Genomic DNA, 16,497 nt, shown 5'->3' on the forward strand with positions numbered 1-16,497 from the left:
GTCCTAAAATCCAAATAGCATAAAAATTTTTTGAAAAAAGCGGCAGCCTGCACAGGCCGCCGCTTGATTACTCTTGTGGCAGGAACACCGAAAAGGTGGAACCTTTTCCAACTTCGGAAGTCACCAGAATATACCCGCCCTGCATGGTGATGATCTCACGGGCCAGATACAAGCCAATGCCGATGCCATCCACCTCATGCACCGCTTCTTCCCGGTAAAACCGCTTGAAGATCGTGGCCTGTTCCTGTTCCGGGATGCCCCGGCCTGTGTCGGTCACATCAATTTTCCAGTACATTTCCCAATTCTGAACGGACACATGGATGCTGCCGCCAGCAGGCGTGTACTTCACCGCATTGTCCAGCAGATTGAACAGAGCCTCGGAAGTCCAGCGGCTGTCATGGGAAATGGTCAGTCCTTCCGGGCAATCTACGGTCAGTTCAATGTTCTTCTTCTCCATCGGAGCCAGAATCCCGTTGATGGCGTTCACCAGCGTTTCCTCAATTAAAGCATCCTTTTTCTCCAGTGTAATCACACCGGCCTCCAGCCGGGAAGTTTTCACCATTGCCTGAATCAGAAAGTCCAGCTTGTCAAGCTGGCTGCCGGTTGCCTGCAAAAACTCCCGCCGCTGTTCCTCCGAGATCGGACGGGTCAACATGGTTTCATTGAGCATTTTCAGATTGGCAATGGGGGTCTTGGTCTGGTGGGAAATGTCCGACAGCAGAGATTGGAGATCGGCCTTTTCCTTTGCGACCGTGTTCCGGTCTTTCTGCATGATGTTGTAGAGCCGTTCCAGGCGGTGGCTGATCCTCGCCAGCAGCGTTTCCGCTTCATAGTCCATTTCCGGCCGTGCGGCGCTGTCCATCATGTCGTCCAGCGTCCGGCACAGGCTGTCGGTGAACAGGGTCAGTTTCTTTTGAAAGTAGTGCAGGAAGATCCCGCCCCATACCAGAAACACAGCGGTCAGCAGCCCGCCGTACAAAACCACCCGCAGGTTTTTCGTAACCAGAAACAAGCCCAGCAGCACCAGGAAAGAGGTGGCCAGCAGGCCAACCGTAATGAGCCGCAGAAACTTTTTGACAGATAAATTTTCCAGCTTCATGCCTGCTCACCGCCGATCCACTGATAGCCCATGCCATAGGCTGTCTTGATATACTTATGTTCGTCTGTTTCGATTTTTTTGCGGATACGGCTAATGATGGTGGTCAGGGTATGCTCGTCCACAAAATCTCCGTCAATGTCCCACAGCTTCTCTAAAATCTGCCGCTTGGTCAGGATAATCCGGGGGTTCTTCACGAACAGGAACAGGGTGCGGTATTCCTTTGGAGTGAAGTCCAGCGGCTCTCCGGCAAGGGACGCCCGCTGCTCGGAAAAGTCGATTTTCAGAAAGCCATCGTCAAACAGATCGTGCCGGGGCGTGCGTAGTTCCAGATTGGCAAAGACCGCCGCCACCTTCCTGCACAGCACTGTCACCGAAAAAGGCTTCGTCACATAGTCCGCGCCGCCTGCTTCATAGCCTTTGAGCATATCGCTTTCCTTGTCGTTGGCAGTGATGAAAATAATGTAGGTGTGCTGGCCTCGCTCCCGGATTTCTTCGCAAAGGTCAAGACCGCTGCCATCCGGCAGATTGATGTCCAGGAGCGCAACATCAAACTCGGTTTCCTTCAAATGGGAAACAGCGTCCTTGTGGTTATAGGCCGCTGTGATTTCATATCCATCAGACGCCAGATTGTATCCCAGCGTCCGGTTCAGGAGAATGTCGTCCTCCACGATCAGTATCTTTCTCATGCGTTCACTTCCTCTCTTTTTCGTCTGTATCACTTATCTTAAAACTGAAATGTTGCAGAAATGTCCTAAGAATCAAAAAAGTTTTTCATTTTCTCCTCATATTAAGATACTTACCACTTTATCATACCTTATTCTTTTGCCTGCAACAAGTATATAAAGCTGTCTCCCTATCAAAAATCGGCATAATCATACCTATTTACCGGCAATATAAGGTTATTCCTTAAATGAATCCGGAACGATACAATATTATTGAGGTGAATGATAATGCCGATTGATGAATTAACCATATTGGGGGATATGCTTCGAGCTGCACGAAAAGAAAAAAATTTCACACAGCAGCAACTGGCAGATGAATCGCATATTTCAATTAAAGAAATTGCCGATATTGAGAAAGGCAGAAGAAATCCATCCTACCTGATTATGAAAACATTAGCGAAGGTTCTGCACTTTTCTCTCGACTCTCTTATCAGGCCGGAGCTGACACCAGATGAAGCTGGGCAAAATGAGATGAAGCTGCTCTATCTGAACTGTCCGCCAGAGATGCGGGAAACCTTGTTGAGCCATACTCGTGGATTTGCGGAGGAACTAAAGGAAATTTCTAAGAAACTTGAAAAAGAATAGGCCAGTGAGTGAAACTTGGAAGTTTCTCTCGCTGGCTGTTTTTGTATCAGCAAGAAAGTGGCAAGCAATGCCGGTGTTAATACACTCGGCCCGCAGAGGGAAAAATCCTGCCGTGATTTTCCCCTCCGCTTTGCTTGTTGAGGGCAGCGCCCCCAAACCCCTTTGAACACAGAAATTCATTCTGTGGCTGCGCGTTCTGCGAACGCTTTGGACCATGACCGGCTCACCGCTGGCCGTGGTCTTTTTCCTGTTCCTTTTTCTGTTCCTCGTCCATTTTCAGCAGCCGGTCCACATTCGCTTTGGCCGTCAAAAGCTCCCGCATTTCTTCACGGGAACGCCGGTACTCGGCGTAGGTTTTCTTCTTTTCCTCCAGCAGTTTGGCATACTCAGCTTGCAAGTCCTTAACCTTGGGCAACTTCTTCACACCCATCTCGTCAAAGGCATTTTTGGCTGCCTGATGGAGCAGGATTTCCTGCTCATGTTCCTCGCGGAATTTCTTGGAGTAACCAGCTTTCCGGTAGGCTACATAGGTCTCGCGGGTCTTGGCATAGTTGATGATATGAGTTCGCAGGACGGCGATCTCCGCTATGCGTTTCTCCGCCGCCTTGATCTGCGCCGACAGTTCGTTGTGGTGGGCGGTAGCTGCCGCCGCTTTTTCTGCCAACTCCGCATAGTCCAGCAGCTGATGTTCGGTAAGAAAATTTACAGTCTGCGCCATCTGTTTCAGGTTAAAAACCTTGGCCCAGCGTGCATACCCAGAGCCTTTCCCAGCCTGTAATTTTGCCTGAATGTCCACCAGCAGATTGACCCTGGGCGGCTCCGGCTGCACGGTGGATTTTTTACGAGGTGTATGCTGTTTTTCTCCGGCCAGCACCGCACGGATTTCTGCTTCACTGTACCCGGCCCCCAGCTTGTCATCCATGCGGGCTACATTCTTCCAGCCGGGTGCTTTGAGCCGGATCGCTTTCCCGCGCCGGGATACTTCACAGCCCATTTCCGAAAGCAGCTTCAGCAGCGCATCAAAGTCCGCCGGTTTCTGCTCCAGCGCACGGTCAATCATCACCCGCAGCTGCTCCCGATGGGAGGGCTTGGCCTGATCGCCCAGCCATTTGTTGTAGCTTTTTCCGTGGGGTTTCGGGTCCTCCACAATGGACAATCCGTTCTCGATACAGATGGTATCGCTCAAGCGTCGGACGGCTCTGGTGCTGCCCCAAAAGTTGCGGAATTTTCGGTCACAATCCGTATTGACCGCCGACCAGATGATGTGATTATGGATGTGCGATTTGTCTATGTGAGTGCAGACCACAAAGGCGTGATTGCCCTTGGTGAACCGCTTGGCAAATTCCACGCCCAGGCGGTTGGCTTCCTCCGGGGTAATCTCACCGGGTTTGAACGATTGGCGCACATGGTAAGCGATCACATCGTCCGCACCGCGCACCCGCCCGGTGGCGGCGATGTACTGCCGCTTTGCCAGCAGAAACTCTGCATCGGCGGTCCGGCTGTCACAGCCATAGCCGGTAATTAGTTTTCCGTTGTCGGTCTTTTGCGGATTTGCCACATAATCAATAATGTCGCTGATTGCCTGACTTTCGGTGCGGCCCTTGCCGATATGCAGCGGCATGATGCGTGTGGTTGCCACAGAGGGAACCTCCTTTCCAAAAGAAAAGGACAGCTGTGTGAGCTGTCCTTTGGTTAATCTAAATTTTTGGCTGCTGTGCTTTTAAGACTGCAATCCGTTTGGTATCCACAAAATGAGTTGCATACCATTTCTCAATTTCCAGATTTCCGCTTTTGCTGAACCGCAGCGGAATCACCGGCTTATGTCCCTGCCCATTTTTCTTTTTTACACCCCACTGCTTGTAGTAACAGAAGGAGGGTTTTAAGCCAGTTTTCTGTGCGTACACCCGCATCTGGTGCATGATGAATGAGAGTTTGCGCAGATTGACAGTACATACCCGTTCCAGATAATCAACCCGCCCAAACCGCCAGTCCTCATATTTCTGTTTTGGTAAGACACCGACCTCCATCAGTACATCTACCGGAGTCGCATAACCACGGCGCTGGCATTGATGATAGACCGCTGAATGTACTTTTCCAATCAGTTCTTTTTCAGTCATGGCAGTTATCTTTCTTTTCGTGCCAGTTTTTCAAGACAGCCTCTACCTGAGCAATCAGCTGTTCCTTGTCCGGCATATAGAGAACATACCGGGATGCGAAGATATTGTTGGACAGACCGCCCAAGGCATATTCCGCCGCGATGCTGTCTTTTTCCGTACAGAGGATAATACCGATAGGCGGGTTATCGTCAGGGTCGTTGACTTCTGCCGCATAGTAGTTTAAGTACATATTGAGCTGACCGGCAGCCTCTGGTGTCAGTTTTTTCGTTTTCAGTTCAATCAGTACATAAGCACGGAGAATTTTGTTGTAAAATACCATGTCCACATAGTAGTGGGTATTGTTCAGGGTCACGCGCTGCTGGGTTCCAACAAACATGAAGCCCCGTCCAAGTTCCAAAAGAAACTTTTCAATCTGTACGACAAGAGCTTTTTCCAAATCGCTTTCCAATATGGGTTTGTTCTCCGGCACACCCAAAAACTCAAACACATAGGGATCACGGATGATGTCAGCTGGCTGATTGATTTCAATCCCTTTCTGCGCCAGAGAGAGAACCTTTTCTTTATTCACATCTCCGCTGGAAAGTAGCAGCCGTTCATACAGCGAGCTGTCAATCTGCCGTTTCAGCTCCCGAACTGACCAGCCCGAATTGATAGATTCTTTCTCGTAAAAGCTGCGTTTGTTCTCATCCGTAATACTCAAAAGTTCACAGTAATGAGACCAGGACAATTTGCCAGACACTGTCTGGCATTTTTCATAAGCAAGATAAAATGCCCGCATATTTTGCAAATTAGAACGAGAAAAACCTTTTCCAAATTCCCGTGTCAGCTCTTTGGAAAGTTCCCTTAATGTTTGTTTTCCATAATCTGCGCGAATCTGATTTTGCTGTTCATACTCCACGATAATCCGGCCAATGTTCCAATAGGTTGTCAAAAGCTGCGTATTAACCTGTTGTGCAACATTTTTTCTGGCATTCTCCAGCAGCTCTCGGATTTCCAAAATCATGGAGTTGTTTGGCGTTAATTGATTTTCCATACACGCCCTCCTTTATCTAAAACTATCCGCACTCGGCGGCAGAATATATTCTTATATAGTATATCCTATTTTTTAGGGAAAGTAAAATAACATCAGTGGCATATTTTATCCATAAACCAAATCCTGAATGGCAAACTTCAAGTCCTGTACCTTGCCCAGCAGCCAGATAGCAGCCATTGGCAGACCAAACGGACTGATAAGAAATGCCATCACCAGCAGGATAATGCCGTTTTGCAGGGAACAGGTCAGCAGAACCGCCACGCCCAGCAGGGCGATTACCATGCTGATAAGCCCCAGCACCAGACCGGAGACATAGACGATCCCTACACAAATCCAAACGAACAGGGTCAGCGCCAGAATCACCGGAGCCGCTAAAATTTTCAACAGCAGTTTCAGAATGAACCAGATCGCCCTCATGTTTCTTCCTCCTCCCATTGTTTCCGAAAGCTCTGGCAAAGAAGTTCCGCCTGCCTTTCATCTTCTTCCGTTACTTCCCGGCGGCCTTTGGTCCGCTTCATCACCTCGTAGCCGCTATAATCGGAAAGCAGCACTTCAAACAGCTCATCCGGTGTCCGGCTGAGAAGTCCGTCCACACAATAGCGGGAATCCCCATTCCATGTTACGCGGAGATACCCATTCCTGCAAGGGAGGACTTCTTCTTCCAGATCACAGTCCAGATAATCCCGAAATATCTCCAACACTTTTTCAAAGGTTTTCATCTATTCTCAACTCCTTTGCGGCAATCTGTTTTCTATCCATATTATCCTGCCGGTACAGCCAAAAGGCAAGGATACGGGCAAAAGAAAAAACGGAGGAAGGCGCGGCGAAAAGAACGCCGTTCCTCCCTCCGCAGATGGGGTATTTGTCCCGGTTACGAAAGTTTGGAGAGCCGGGTCAGTATCTCCTTAACGCCGTCCCATAACTGTTCCTGCCGCTGGGATATATCCTCCAGGTCGGCATCATAAATCCGCCCAGTCTCATGTACCTTGCGTGTCAGCTGGTTTAAGTTGTTGCTGCTCCGGCTCAACAGGGATACCAGTTCTTTCAGTTCCGGCAAATCCAGCTGCACCACATAGCCGTCCACAGCCATTTTCCGCAGATAGGCGCTCAGGTTTTTTGTCCCAAACTGCGCCATTTTCTGTTGAATCAACTCCATTTCATCAGCGGATACCCAAAACAGAACCGGCACATCCCGCTTGCGCTTTTGGCTGCTCATCGCTCCGGCTCCCGTTTCTTCGGGGCGGCAGGCTTGCGGACAGGCGGTTCCTGTCTGAGTTTTTGCAGGACAGAGCTTTTCTGCTGTTCCTGCATAGTTTTTCTGGCCTGCCTGATAAACAGATCGGTCAGACCGGGATTGACCCCATCCACAACCAGATAGGCACAGTGGCGGGAAGCGCCGCTGTCCTCCGGCATGGGAATGGTTTTTGCCCAGGCTTTATTGTCCTGAGAGATACGCCCATCGTGGTTTTTATGCTGGATGGTGCTGGCAAGAATAAACTGTACCCGTTCCGTCCCGAACTTTTCCAGCACATCTTTGACCGCCGCCTCCGTATCCAGCCGGTTCTCTGCATAGTGAGCGCTGATGGCCTGTTCAATGGCTTCTTTGCAGGCGCTGTTTGCCTGATAAGAACGGTTATATTGTGCCATCTCTCCATGCTCGGACGCATAGGCGGCAGAATGGGGGTAGAGAGGGGCAGTCCGTAATTCTTCCTGCGCCCTGCACACATCATCCGCCCGGTTTTCAATGCTGTCCCGGATCACATCCATGTAGCCGGTCTCCAGCTTTTCAAAATAGCGGTACACATCTGCCAGCGGCGAGGGAGAATCCAAAAGCGCCTGGGCCTGTGCGTCGGTCAGTTCCAGCTGCTCCATCGCCATCACGATGTCCTCCCGGACCGTGTACTCATAGGTATGGTGCAGGATTTCCTCCGGGGGCTGGCTTTTCAGCCAGTCCCGGTAGTTGTCCTGTTCAGCGGTCATCTTTTCATAGAGAGCCGTATTCAGATCGTTGGTATTCATGTTATCGTACCTCCTCGTGTTGTTTCGGTTTCTTTTCAGGGCTGCGGGGCGGCACCGGGCGCTTCAAGCTGTCCAGCACCGAAGGCCGCGTGCTTTTGGCAACTACGGTTTCCGGCGTAGATTGTCCTTTGCCGTCAATGTTCAGCAGCGTGTCCAGTTCCACCAGACGGGCGGACTTGACCCGCAGATCGTCCTCAAAGGGGAAAGGCTTTCCTACTTCCTCCTTGGCTGCGGCCTGCTGCTGGTAAAGGTTCTCCAGCTGGTTTTTGACCGCTTCCAGACGCTGGGGCATTTGCGCCAGTGCATTGTCGATACGGGTTAGGTTGCCGCGTGGGTCTGTACCCAGGGTTGCCCGATGGGTCATTTGCCCTTTCAGCAGGAGCGTATATTCCTGTTTCCACGCTTGAAATTCCACCGACATAGTGAATCCCCGGTAACTGCCGATCTGCACCGGATCGGAGGTTTTGACCTCCTTACAGGCATCCAGCAGGGCTGCACCGGCATTTTCTTTGTCGGTCAGCACATCGCCCCGGATCTCCATACCGGCAAAGCTGTCCTCTGGGTGTGGGTGGGCAGCCAGTGTTTCCAAATCGGCTTCAAAGCCCTGGATATACCCCTTGTTGGTTTCAATTTCCTGCGGGAAGTATTTGAGCAGCTGGTCCTCCAGACGGTACTGCTTGCTCTGGTGGTCGGCTTTCATCAGCTTCAGCTTGGCAACCTCCACATCCAAATCCATGCGCTCCTTGATACGGGGGTCTCCGGCACACAGGGCCTTAATCTCGGCAAAGGAAAGCGCCGTTTCGTCCACATCATCGCAGGAACGAACCGGGCTTTTGCTGGTCATAATCTGGCTGATGAATTTCTGTTTGTTCTCCACCGTCTGCCAGAGATAAGCGTCAAAAGTTCCCTCCGTGACATAGCGGTACACATGGACCAAGGGGTTTTTGTTGCCCTGTCGCTCAATGCGTCCTTTTCGCTGGGCAAGGTCTCCGGGCCGCCACGGGCAGTCCAAATCATGGAGCGCCACAAGGCGGTCCTGCACATTGGTTCCAGCGCCCATTTTGGCAGTGCTTCCTAATAGGACACGCACCTGCCCGGTGCGGACCTTGGAGAACAGTTCCTTTTTCCGTACCTCTGTATTGGCTTCGTGGATAAAGGCGATCTGCTCGGCAGGCATCCCCTGGGCGATGAGCTTCTGGCGGATGTCCTCATAGATGGTAAAAGCAGGCTCCGGCTCATCCAGTGGGATTGCTTCTTCCAACCCGTGAAGCAGCGGATTGTCCAGCTGTTTGGCTGCCTTTTTGGATGGGGCTGCCTGGGGCGTGGAAATGTCGCAGAACACCAGCTGGGTCAATTTATCCGCGTCCCCATCCTGCCAGATCTTCATGATGTTGTCCACGCACTGATTGACCTTGGTTCCCGGTTCATCGGGGAGCAGTTGGTTGATGATACGCTGGTCCAGTCCCAGCTTGCGACCATCCGAGGTGATTTTGAGCATATTATCTACCGACGGGTCCACACTGCCTCTGTGTACTTCGGAAGCGCGCTCGGAGAGTGCTTTCACCATCTCTTTCTGGTGTTCGGTAGGCTGGGCCACAATGTTGTGATATTCTACCTCCGGGGTGGGCAGGTTCAGCTGGTCGGCGGTTTTGATGTCCGCCACCTCTTTGAACAGGTTCATCAGCTCCGGCAGGTTAAAGAACTTGGAAAACCGTGTCCTTGCCCGGTAGCCTGTTCCTTCCGGAGCCAGTTCTAGCGCCGTGACGGTTTCTCCGAAACGGCTGGCCCAGCAATCGAAATGGGTCATGTTCAGTTCTTGCAGGCGGTCATACTGGAGATACCGCTGCATGGTGTAAAGCTCAGTCATGGAGTTGCTGACCGGAGTGCCGGTGGCAAAGATAACCCCTCGGTTGCCGGTGATCTCGTCCATATAGCGACACTTCGCAAACATATCGCTGGACTTTTGGGCATCGCTGGTGGAGAGACCTGCCACATTCCGCATTTTGGTGTATAAAAACAAGTTTTTGTAGTTGTGTGCCTCATCCACGAACAGCCGATCAACGCCCAGCTGCTCGAATGTCACCACATCGTCCTTGCGGCTCTCGGCCTGCAATTTCTCCAGCCGGGCTTCCAGGGACTTCTTGGTGCGTTCCAACTGCTTGACCGTGAAACGCTCACCGCCGCTGTACTTCACCTCGGCAATGCCCTCGGTGATCTCGTCGATCTGCTCCTGAAGGAGCCGTTCCTGACGCTCTCGGCTGATGGGGATTTTCTCGAACTGGGAATGGCCCATGATGATAGCGTCATAGTCACCGGTGGCAATCCGGGCACAGAACTTCTTGCGGTTGTGGGTCTCAAAGTCCTTTTTGGTGGTGACAAGGATATTGGCGGAGGGATAGAGCCGCAGAAACTCCGAAGCCCACTGCTCGGTCAGGTGATTCGGCACAACAAAGAGGGATTTCTGGCACAGCCCCAGACGCTTACTCTCCATAGCGGCAGCCACCATTTCAAATGTTTTGCCCGCGCCTACCTCGTGTGCCAGCAGCGTATTGCCGCCGTACATCACATGGGCGATAGCGTTCAGCTGATGTTCCCGCAGGGTAATGGACGGGTTCATGCCGCCAAAAACAATATGGCTGCCGTCATACTCACGGGGGCGGGTGGAGTTCATTTCCTCGTTGTACTGGCGTACCAGAGCTTGACGGCGTTCCGGGTCTTTCCAAATCCAGTCTTTGAAAGCGTCCCGGATGGTCTGCTGTTTTTGGGCTGCCAGGGTGGTCTCCTTGGCGTTCAGCACCCGGCGCTCTTTGCCGTCCGCGTCCTCCACAGTGTCATAGATACGGACATCCCGCAGGTTTAAGGAATCCTCCAAAATCTTGTAGGCATTGGCGCGGCTGGTTCCGTAGGTGGTATAGGCTGCCACATTGTTCTGGCTTACAGAGCTTTTGCCGGTAATCTGCCACTCTGCTGTAAACGGGGTGTAGTTGACCTGGATATTCCGCTGCATATAAAACGGGGTATCAAAGGTCTCGTACATAAACTGCTGGATGTACTCTTTGTCGATCCAGGTTGCGCCCAGACGCACCTCAATTTCCGAAGCGTCCAGGTCTTTGGGCTGGGCAGCGGTAAGGGCTTCCACATTGGCGGCAAAGGACGGGTCCTGCTGTGCTGCCCGCTGTGCCTGACGCAGCTTACGGCGTACATTGCCGGACAGGTATTCGTCGGCAGTCACATAATGTGGTGTGCCGTCTTTCTCCAACTGTCCCGGCACACGGAAGATCACGCCTTGCAGCTCGGCGGCCAGTTCGTCGCTGGTCTTGCCAGTCAGCTCCGACATATACGCCATATCCACACAGGCTTTCTCCGCGATGGAGACGGCAAGGGCTTCACTGGCGGTATCCACGGTTTCCACCGCCTTGTGTGGCTTGATGGTACACTTGGTGAACATATCCGCCTTGCGCTCCAGCTTTCCGTCCTCGTCAATGACTTCCAGCGCGCAGAGCAGATAGTAGCTGGAATCATCGGCAAAGGCCAGTCGGTTCGCCCGGTCATTGATAAGACCATATTTTGCGGAAAAGCTGTCATAGAGCCGGTTCAGTTCAGCCTGTTTATCCCGGATGGCGCTGTCCGGTGTGGCAGCGTCCATTTGCAGGTCAATGAGCTGCTGGACACATTCCCGCAGACCCACCAGCCCTTTCACACGGACTTCGGCGGTGGCATTCAGGTCAGGCCGTACCATGCGGCTGTTTTCACGGAAATATACAGCGCCGTCCACCACGGTGTAGGAGTAGTTTTTCACATTGGGGTCGGCGGGGATAGAGGTGTCGATGGCTTCGCCCTCGCCCAGCTCTGGCAGCTCGGCCTCCTGGTAAGTGCCGTGAATGTACTTCACGGCATCATGCAGCTGATCGGCAAGCTCCAGCCCCTCGATGGGATTCACGGTGTAGTCCATGCCATGAGCGGTGCTTTCCGGTTCCTGTCGGCCCAGCACCATTTCCGGGTGGTCCAGGAAGTAGCGGTTAATGGCAAATCCATCCTGCGTCTGTCCGGTCTGCGTCCATTCCGGTACGATGTCCAGTGGATGGTCACGCTTTTGCAGGAAAATGATGTCTGAAACCACCTCGGCACCAGCGTTTTTCTTGAAAGCGTCATTGGGCAGACGGATGGCTCCCAGCAGCTCGGCGCGCTGGGCAAGATACCGGCGCACAGTGGAATCCTTGGCATCCATCGTGTAGCGGCTGGTGACAAAGGCCACCACGCCGCCCGGACGCACCTGGTCCAGCGCCTTGGCAAAAAAGTAGTTGTGGATGTTAAAATTCAGCTTATCATAGGCTTTGTCCCGAACCTGATACTGACCAAACGGAACATTACCCACCGCCAGATCGTAGAAATCCCGCCTGTCGGTGGTTTCAAACCCGGCCACGGTGATGTCGGCCTTGGGATAGAGCTGTTTTGCAATACGCCCGCTGATGGAATCCAGCTCCACGCCGTACAGACGGCTGTTTCGCATTTTCTCCGGCAGCATACCGAAGAAATTGCCCACACCGCAGGACGGCTCCAGAATGTTGCCGGTCTCAAATCCCATGCGTCCTACGGCTTCATAAATTGCTTTGATGACCGTAGGGCTGGTGTAATGGGCATTGAGAGTGGAACCTCTGGCGGCAGCGTATTCCGACCGGGTCAGCAGCTCCTTCAGCTGAGCATATTCCGCAGCCCATGCGGGTTTCTCCGGGTCAAAGGCATCGGCAAGACCGCCCCAGCCTACATACCGGGATAGGATTTTCTGCTGTTCCGGTGTTGCCTGCCCGGTGGTTTCCTCCAAATATTTCAGCAGCTTGATTGCCGTGATGTTGGCCTGAAACTTGGCTTTCGGACCGCCTTCGCCCAGGTGATCGTCGGTAATAAGGAAATTCTCAGTGGTGCGGCGCAGGTTGGCCTTGTATTCCTCATAAGAGGCTTCCTCGGCAGCTTTGACATTGGGGAAGGTCTGCCACTCGCCGTTTACCTGAATGGAAACGGGGTGTTCGTCCAGCACTTCATCCAGAGTTTTTTCTGGCTCTGTGGTAGGCGTGGGCGGCTCTGGTTCCTGCTCCAAATGCTGACGGATTACTGAAATCGGTTCCACCCGGAAGATGGGGAATCCCACCGCATTTGCAAAGGTCACATCTTGAAGTTCCACCCGGCCAACATCCGGCTCCAGCTTGCTGACCCGGAAAGTGCGCCCATCCAATGCAAAGGTGGTCTCGCCGGGAATTAGGTTGTGACGGGCATACTCAGCATCGGAAAGCGGTTGGTTCGACTGCTCCTGTTCTTCAGCGGCAATCTGCTCCACATCCGCCATCACGCGCTGAATGAATGGGTCATTGTCCAGCTTTTCTTCGTCCACCAGCTCGCCATTCACAATGCCGCGCTCGGCCAGCGCCTCCCGGATGGCGATGGGGTCGATGTTGTCAAACCGGTCCTGTTCCGCTTCGGTGTAGAACCGATCCTCCTTGATGAGCTGGGCAATCCTGCGCTGCACCTTGGGCCAGGGCAGCTCAATTCCCTCCGGACTTCCGGCGCGGATCACAAACAGGCTCTTGCTGTCACTGCCGCTGTATTCCTGAGCCAGCCATGCGGCGGTATCTTTTTCCCGTCCATGCTTTTCCATGTAGCGGACAACAGCGTGTTTGCTCTGAATATCACCATTCCATGCACGGATGGCATCATCAATATCATCCTGTGAGAGAGGACGCAGCATTTCATGGAGCCGTGGATAGGTCTCGTCAATAATTTCCCGGTGCAGGCGCTGACGGAACACCAGCACATCGGAATAGAGCCGAATCAGCTCCAAATCACTGGAGCCAAGGATGGCACGACGAATCGCGGCATTGCCCTCAATCACAGCATTTTCGCGGTCGCTGTGACCGCAGGCGTTGCGGTATGGTACATCCTCCATAACGGCGGCAAGTACAATGGGCTTGTATTTCTCATGCAACTCCCGGATCGTAGGGGCTGCTGCTTCGGTCTCCTGGAACACTCTGATTCCGTCTGCGCCAAACTCCGCTTCCTGAGCGTCGATGGCCTGTTCCGCCTCATGGTCGATGGAGGGCATGGAATATTCCTGACGCTCCCTACCGCCCTCCGGGACAGCGGAAATGGTCACATCATGCCGATCCCGCAGCTGTTCCACAACCTGTTCCAGCCGGTTTGCCGGAAAGCCGCACATTTCCACACGGCCACCGCCGGGGATAGCGCGGGTTGTAAGGTTGAATCCCAGCTCCGCAGCGGCGGTTTTGGCATCCTCGCCGTACAGCTCAAAGAAATCGCCCATTTGATACAAAACCATATCATCCGGGTGACGCTCCTTGACCCCGTTGTATTCCCATATCTCCGGGGGCGGCTGCTGGGCTTGCAGGGCATCTTCTTCCGCCAGGGCCTTTTCTTCCTGGATTTTGTCGTACTCCGCCTGTTCCTGTTCGGTGAGATAGCGGCCCTTTTGAATCAGATCGGTAATCCGCTTGGCGACTTTCTCCCATGTGAAATGCACATCCGGGCAGCCATCCTTTTTGTAGTGCAGACCTTTTCCATCGTGATCTTCCCAGCTGCCCCCAGCGCCGGACAGGGCGTGAGAGTGGCCGCCAGTGCCGTACTCATTCTTGAGAAAATCCACCTTTTCTTTGTCCGTATGGGGGTTCTGGAAAAAGGTGAAAATCCGGCCTTTACCACTTTCAAATCCGCTGCCTCTGGTCATGGCTGCGTCGATCTCGTCCTCTGTGATGAACTGCTTGACCGCAGGTACTTCCATCAGCTGAGAGGTAAAGGCAGTGCGGGGCAGGGACAGGTCTTTCAGGTTTTCCCAAATCTCTCTCGGTTTGTGGTAGTGGAAGCGCAGCAACTCCCGGTCCTGCTGGTAGGCCGTCCAGAAGGCGGCGTATTCTTCCGCAAGGGTCTGGCGAAACTCCGGGCGGTTCAGCTGTTCGGCAAGCCATGCGGATTCCTCCGGGAAACCACGACCCGGATTACCTGCGAGGCTGGGCAGATACCCGGCTTCTCTGGCTTCCTCGCTGAAATCGTGGTACAGATTCCAGAACTTTTCCGCAAGGAGGGAGCGTTCATAGCCTGCCGCCTCGGTCAGCTCCACCTTGGCGGCAAACTGGCCATCCTGCAAAAGCTGGCCGATACGCTCGGCGGCGCTCTCCCAGGAAATGACCTGGGCGGACTTGTCGTAACGGGCTGTTTTGCCGTGGGAAAGATGGATGCCGTCCTCGGCATACCATGCGGTGACGCTGCCGATCCCGTTGCCGCCGTGATACAGATTTTTCAGAATGTCTGCGATTTCGGCGGTGGTTTTCTGCTTTTCAAAGGCTGCAACCACACGCTCCCTCTGGCGGTCCGTGTTGCCGCCCAGCCGCAGCACATGGTCAATATCCGCCTGGGCAAAAGAAAAAGCAGAGGATGTTTTCACATTCTCTGCTTCGTCTATGATTCGGATTTGTTCGTTTTCGGAGAGGAAGAAACTCAGCTGTGAATAAGCTCCGCCATCAGAATCTCCTCGGCCTGTGCCTTGCAGGTGTTCATCAGGCCCACCCACTTCATGGGGTCGCTGGCTTTCAGCTGCTCCGTCGCGCCCGCGTCTTTCGCCAGCTGGGGCATCATCTGCTCCAGACGGCTCTGTGCGGTCTCGTCGATCTCGATGAGGTGCGGGTACAGCTTCTCGCTCATCAGCAGCTGGTTGTAGAGGATGGGACGGTGTTCCTTCAGGTATGCTTTCCGCATCCTGCCGTACTTGCCCAGGGGCTTCGTCGGCTGTTCGCTCAGCTTCAGGTCGGGAATCAGGTAATCGCCGTTCTGGATGTAGTTCATGGGATTCTTCATGGTGATTGCTCCTTTCCGCGAGTTGTTCGCGCTCATAATTTCGGATGGTAACGCCGATCTGCCGCAGCACCTGTTGATTGATCTGGCTGACCGCCGTTCCCAGCGCACCGATGGTGGCCGGGGTGTTGAAGTCGAAAATCGCCATAAAGTCCTCGTGGGTAAAATAGCGTTCCGGCTTCAATCCGCAGCGGGACATCAGGGCGTAGGAAATGCTGACGGTAGCGGCTGCCTTAAACTGTACTTCGATGTTAAATTCATCATATTCCTCTAAAAAGGAATCGTCAACGATATAGAGCAAGTCCTGACGATGCTCGTTCCAGTATTCGCCCGCCAGCTTGTGAGCCACTGCCTCCAGCTGCTGGGCAAGATTATCGCCGCTGACCTCGTAGTTACGCTCCAGCATGGCAGACACAGGCTCCTGATACGCTTCCTTCATCTTCCACAGCCAGGGAGTGCGGGAATGTTCGCGGGTCCCGGTGTCAGAAACGTCAAACACATAGCGCAGCCGGGGCCTGTCACCGGAATCGTCCACCAGGGCGATACCCTTGGAGCCACGGCGCACATAGCGGCCCATTTTTTCATTCCATAAATCATACTCCGCACAGGCGGTAGCGTCGGGGCGTTGGGCATAGATCAGCAGCTGTTCATGGAATGGATACTTGTAAAGGCGGGCAGCGGTGGTCAGAAACCCCGCCCACTCCTGCCAGCTGCCGGTGAGCTGGGTTGCCACATGGTCGGCCATCTGCCGGTAAAATTCTGTTTTGGATGGCATGGTTGTTGTCCTCCCTTCGTGTTAAATGGAAATGGGGCGGCATTTTGCGCCGCCCCGTTGGGTGTTTATGAAATGCTTATTCATCAAAATCCGGGTACAGTTCCAGCTGGGCAAACTCGGCATCGCTCATAGCCTGGAGCTTCATCAGGGCGCTGTCCGTCAATTCTCGCAGTTCCGTTTCCTCCGGCGAAAGTTCGCCGCGCATCTCGGTCAGAGCCTCCATCAGTCCGGTGCGGCTGTCGGTGTTGTAAATGCACATCAGGTTCATTTCTTCAAAAGTAAAGTTTCCCATA

The 16,497-nt window shown here is 53.3% G+C and carries 14 protein-coding genes and 1 pseudogene; 2 read left to right on the forward strand and 13 right to left on the reverse strand.

Annotated elements, in window-relative coordinates; genetic code table 11:
• Positions 1-67: 67 nt before the first annotated feature.
• Both B5D52_RS03755 and B5D52_RS03760 read right to left on the reverse strand, forming a co-directional pair.
• A complete protein-coding gene (locus B5D52_RS03755) occupies positions 68-1,099 on the reverse strand; it encodes a sensor histidine kinase (protein WP_016147270.1) in 1,032 nt (343 codons plus the stop codon).
• Positions 1,096-1,785 (reverse strand): response regulator transcription factor, encoded by a 690-nt coding sequence (locus B5D52_RS03760; RefSeq protein ID WP_016147269.1) that lies wholly within the window; start codon positions 1,783-1,785, stop codon positions 1,096-1,098. Before B5D52_RS03760 ends, B5D52_RS03755 begins: the two co-directional genes overlap by 4 nt.
• Before the next feature lie 264 nt (positions 1,786-2,049).
• Here B5D52_RS03760 and B5D52_RS03765 point away from each other — a divergent pair, with 264 nt between their 5' ends.
• A complete protein-coding gene (locus tag B5D52_RS03765; protein ID WP_016147268.1) occupies positions 2,050-2,406 on the forward strand; it encodes a helix-turn-helix domain-containing protein in 357 nt (118 codons plus the stop codon).
• Between the two features lie 223 nt (positions 2,407-2,629).
• On the opposite strand, the gene B5D52_RS03775 is transcribed toward B5D52_RS03765, so the two are convergent.
• From B5D52_RS03775 to B5D52_RS16470, 10 genes and pseudogenes are all read right to left on the reverse strand, one after another.
• Positions 2,630-4,045, reverse strand: a complete 1,416-nt coding sequence (locus B5D52_RS03775) for a relaxase/mobilization nuclease domain-containing protein (RefSeq protein WP_016147267.1) — start codon at positions 4,043-4,045, stop codon at positions 2,630-2,632.
• Positions 4,046-4,103: 58 nt separating this feature from the next.
• Positions 4,104-4,523, reverse strand: a complete 420-nt coding sequence (locus B5D52_RS03780) for a hypothetical protein (protein ID WP_002586590.1) — start codon at positions 4,521-4,523, stop codon at positions 4,104-4,106.
• Positions 4,516-5,556 (reverse strand): PDDEXK nuclease domain-containing protein, encoded by a 1,041-nt coding sequence (locus B5D52_RS03785; protein ID WP_016147266.1) that lies wholly within the window; start codon positions 5,554-5,556, stop codon positions 4,516-4,518. The genes B5D52_RS03780 and B5D52_RS03785 overlap by 8 nt, the downstream gene beginning before the upstream one ends.
• A gap of 105 nt (positions 5,557-5,661) precedes the next feature.
• On the reverse strand, positions 5,662-5,973 hold the full coding sequence (locus tag B5D52_RS03790; RefSeq protein ID WP_016147265.1) for a CD1845 family protein: 312 nt from the start codon (positions 5,971-5,973) through the stop codon (positions 5,662-5,664).
• Positions 5,970-6,275, reverse strand: coding sequence for a hypothetical protein (locus B5D52_RS03795; RefSeq protein WP_016147264.1), 306 nt, complete (start codon positions 6,273-6,275; stop codon positions 5,970-5,972). The genes B5D52_RS03790 and B5D52_RS03795 overlap by 4 nt, the downstream gene beginning before the upstream one ends.
• A gap of 152 nt (positions 6,276-6,427) precedes the next feature.
• Positions 6,428-6,772, reverse strand: a complete 345-nt coding sequence (locus tag B5D52_RS03805) for a plasmid mobilization protein (protein WP_016147263.1) — start codon at positions 6,770-6,772, stop codon at positions 6,428-6,430.
• Positions 6,769-7,575, reverse strand: coding sequence for a DUF3848 domain-containing protein (locus B5D52_RS03810; RefSeq protein ID WP_016147262.1), 807 nt, complete (start codon positions 7,573-7,575; stop codon positions 6,769-6,771). Before B5D52_RS03810 ends, B5D52_RS03805 begins: the two co-directional genes overlap by 4 nt.
• A gap of 1 nt (position 7,576) precedes the next feature.
• Complete coding sequence (locus B5D52_RS03815; RefSeq protein WP_413813320.1) at positions 7,577-13,315, reverse strand: SNF2-related protein; 5,739 nt, start codon at positions 13,313-13,315, stop codon at positions 7,577-7,579.
• Positions 13,316-13,729: 414 nt separating this feature from the next.
• Positions 13,730-14,362 (reverse strand): annotated as a pseudogene (locus B5D52_RS16830) (MutS N-terminal domain-containing protein); the annotation flags it as partial.
• A 713-nt stretch (positions 14,363-15,075) separates the two neighbouring features.
• The gene (locus B5D52_RS16470) at positions 15,076-15,420 is read right to left on the reverse strand and encodes a TnpV protein (protein ID WP_330366610.1); all 345 of its coding nucleotides are present in this window, start codon (positions 15,418-15,420) and stop codon (positions 15,076-15,078) included.
• On the opposite strand from B5D52_RS16470, the gene B5D52_RS16475 reads away from it, so the two are divergent.
• A complete protein-coding gene (locus tag B5D52_RS16475; protein ID WP_173877572.1) occupies positions 15,419-15,703 on the forward strand; it encodes a hypothetical protein in 285 nt (94 codons plus the stop codon). The genes B5D52_RS16470 and B5D52_RS16475 overlap by 2 nt on opposite strands.
• Positions 15,704-16,280: 577 nt before the next feature.
• On the opposite strand, the gene B5D52_RS03820 is transcribed toward B5D52_RS16475, so the two are convergent.
• On the reverse strand, positions 16,281-16,496 hold the full coding sequence (locus B5D52_RS03820) for a transposon-transfer assisting family protein (protein WP_002586548.1): 216 nt from the start codon (positions 16,494-16,496) through the stop codon (positions 16,281-16,283).
• Between the last annotated feature and the right edge of the window lies 1 nt (position 16,497).

The organism is Butyricicoccus pullicaecorum DSM 23266 (assembly GCF_900167005.1).
GTDB lineage: Bacteria > Bacillota > Clostridia > Oscillospirales > Butyricicoccaceae > Butyricicoccus > Butyricicoccus pullicaecorum.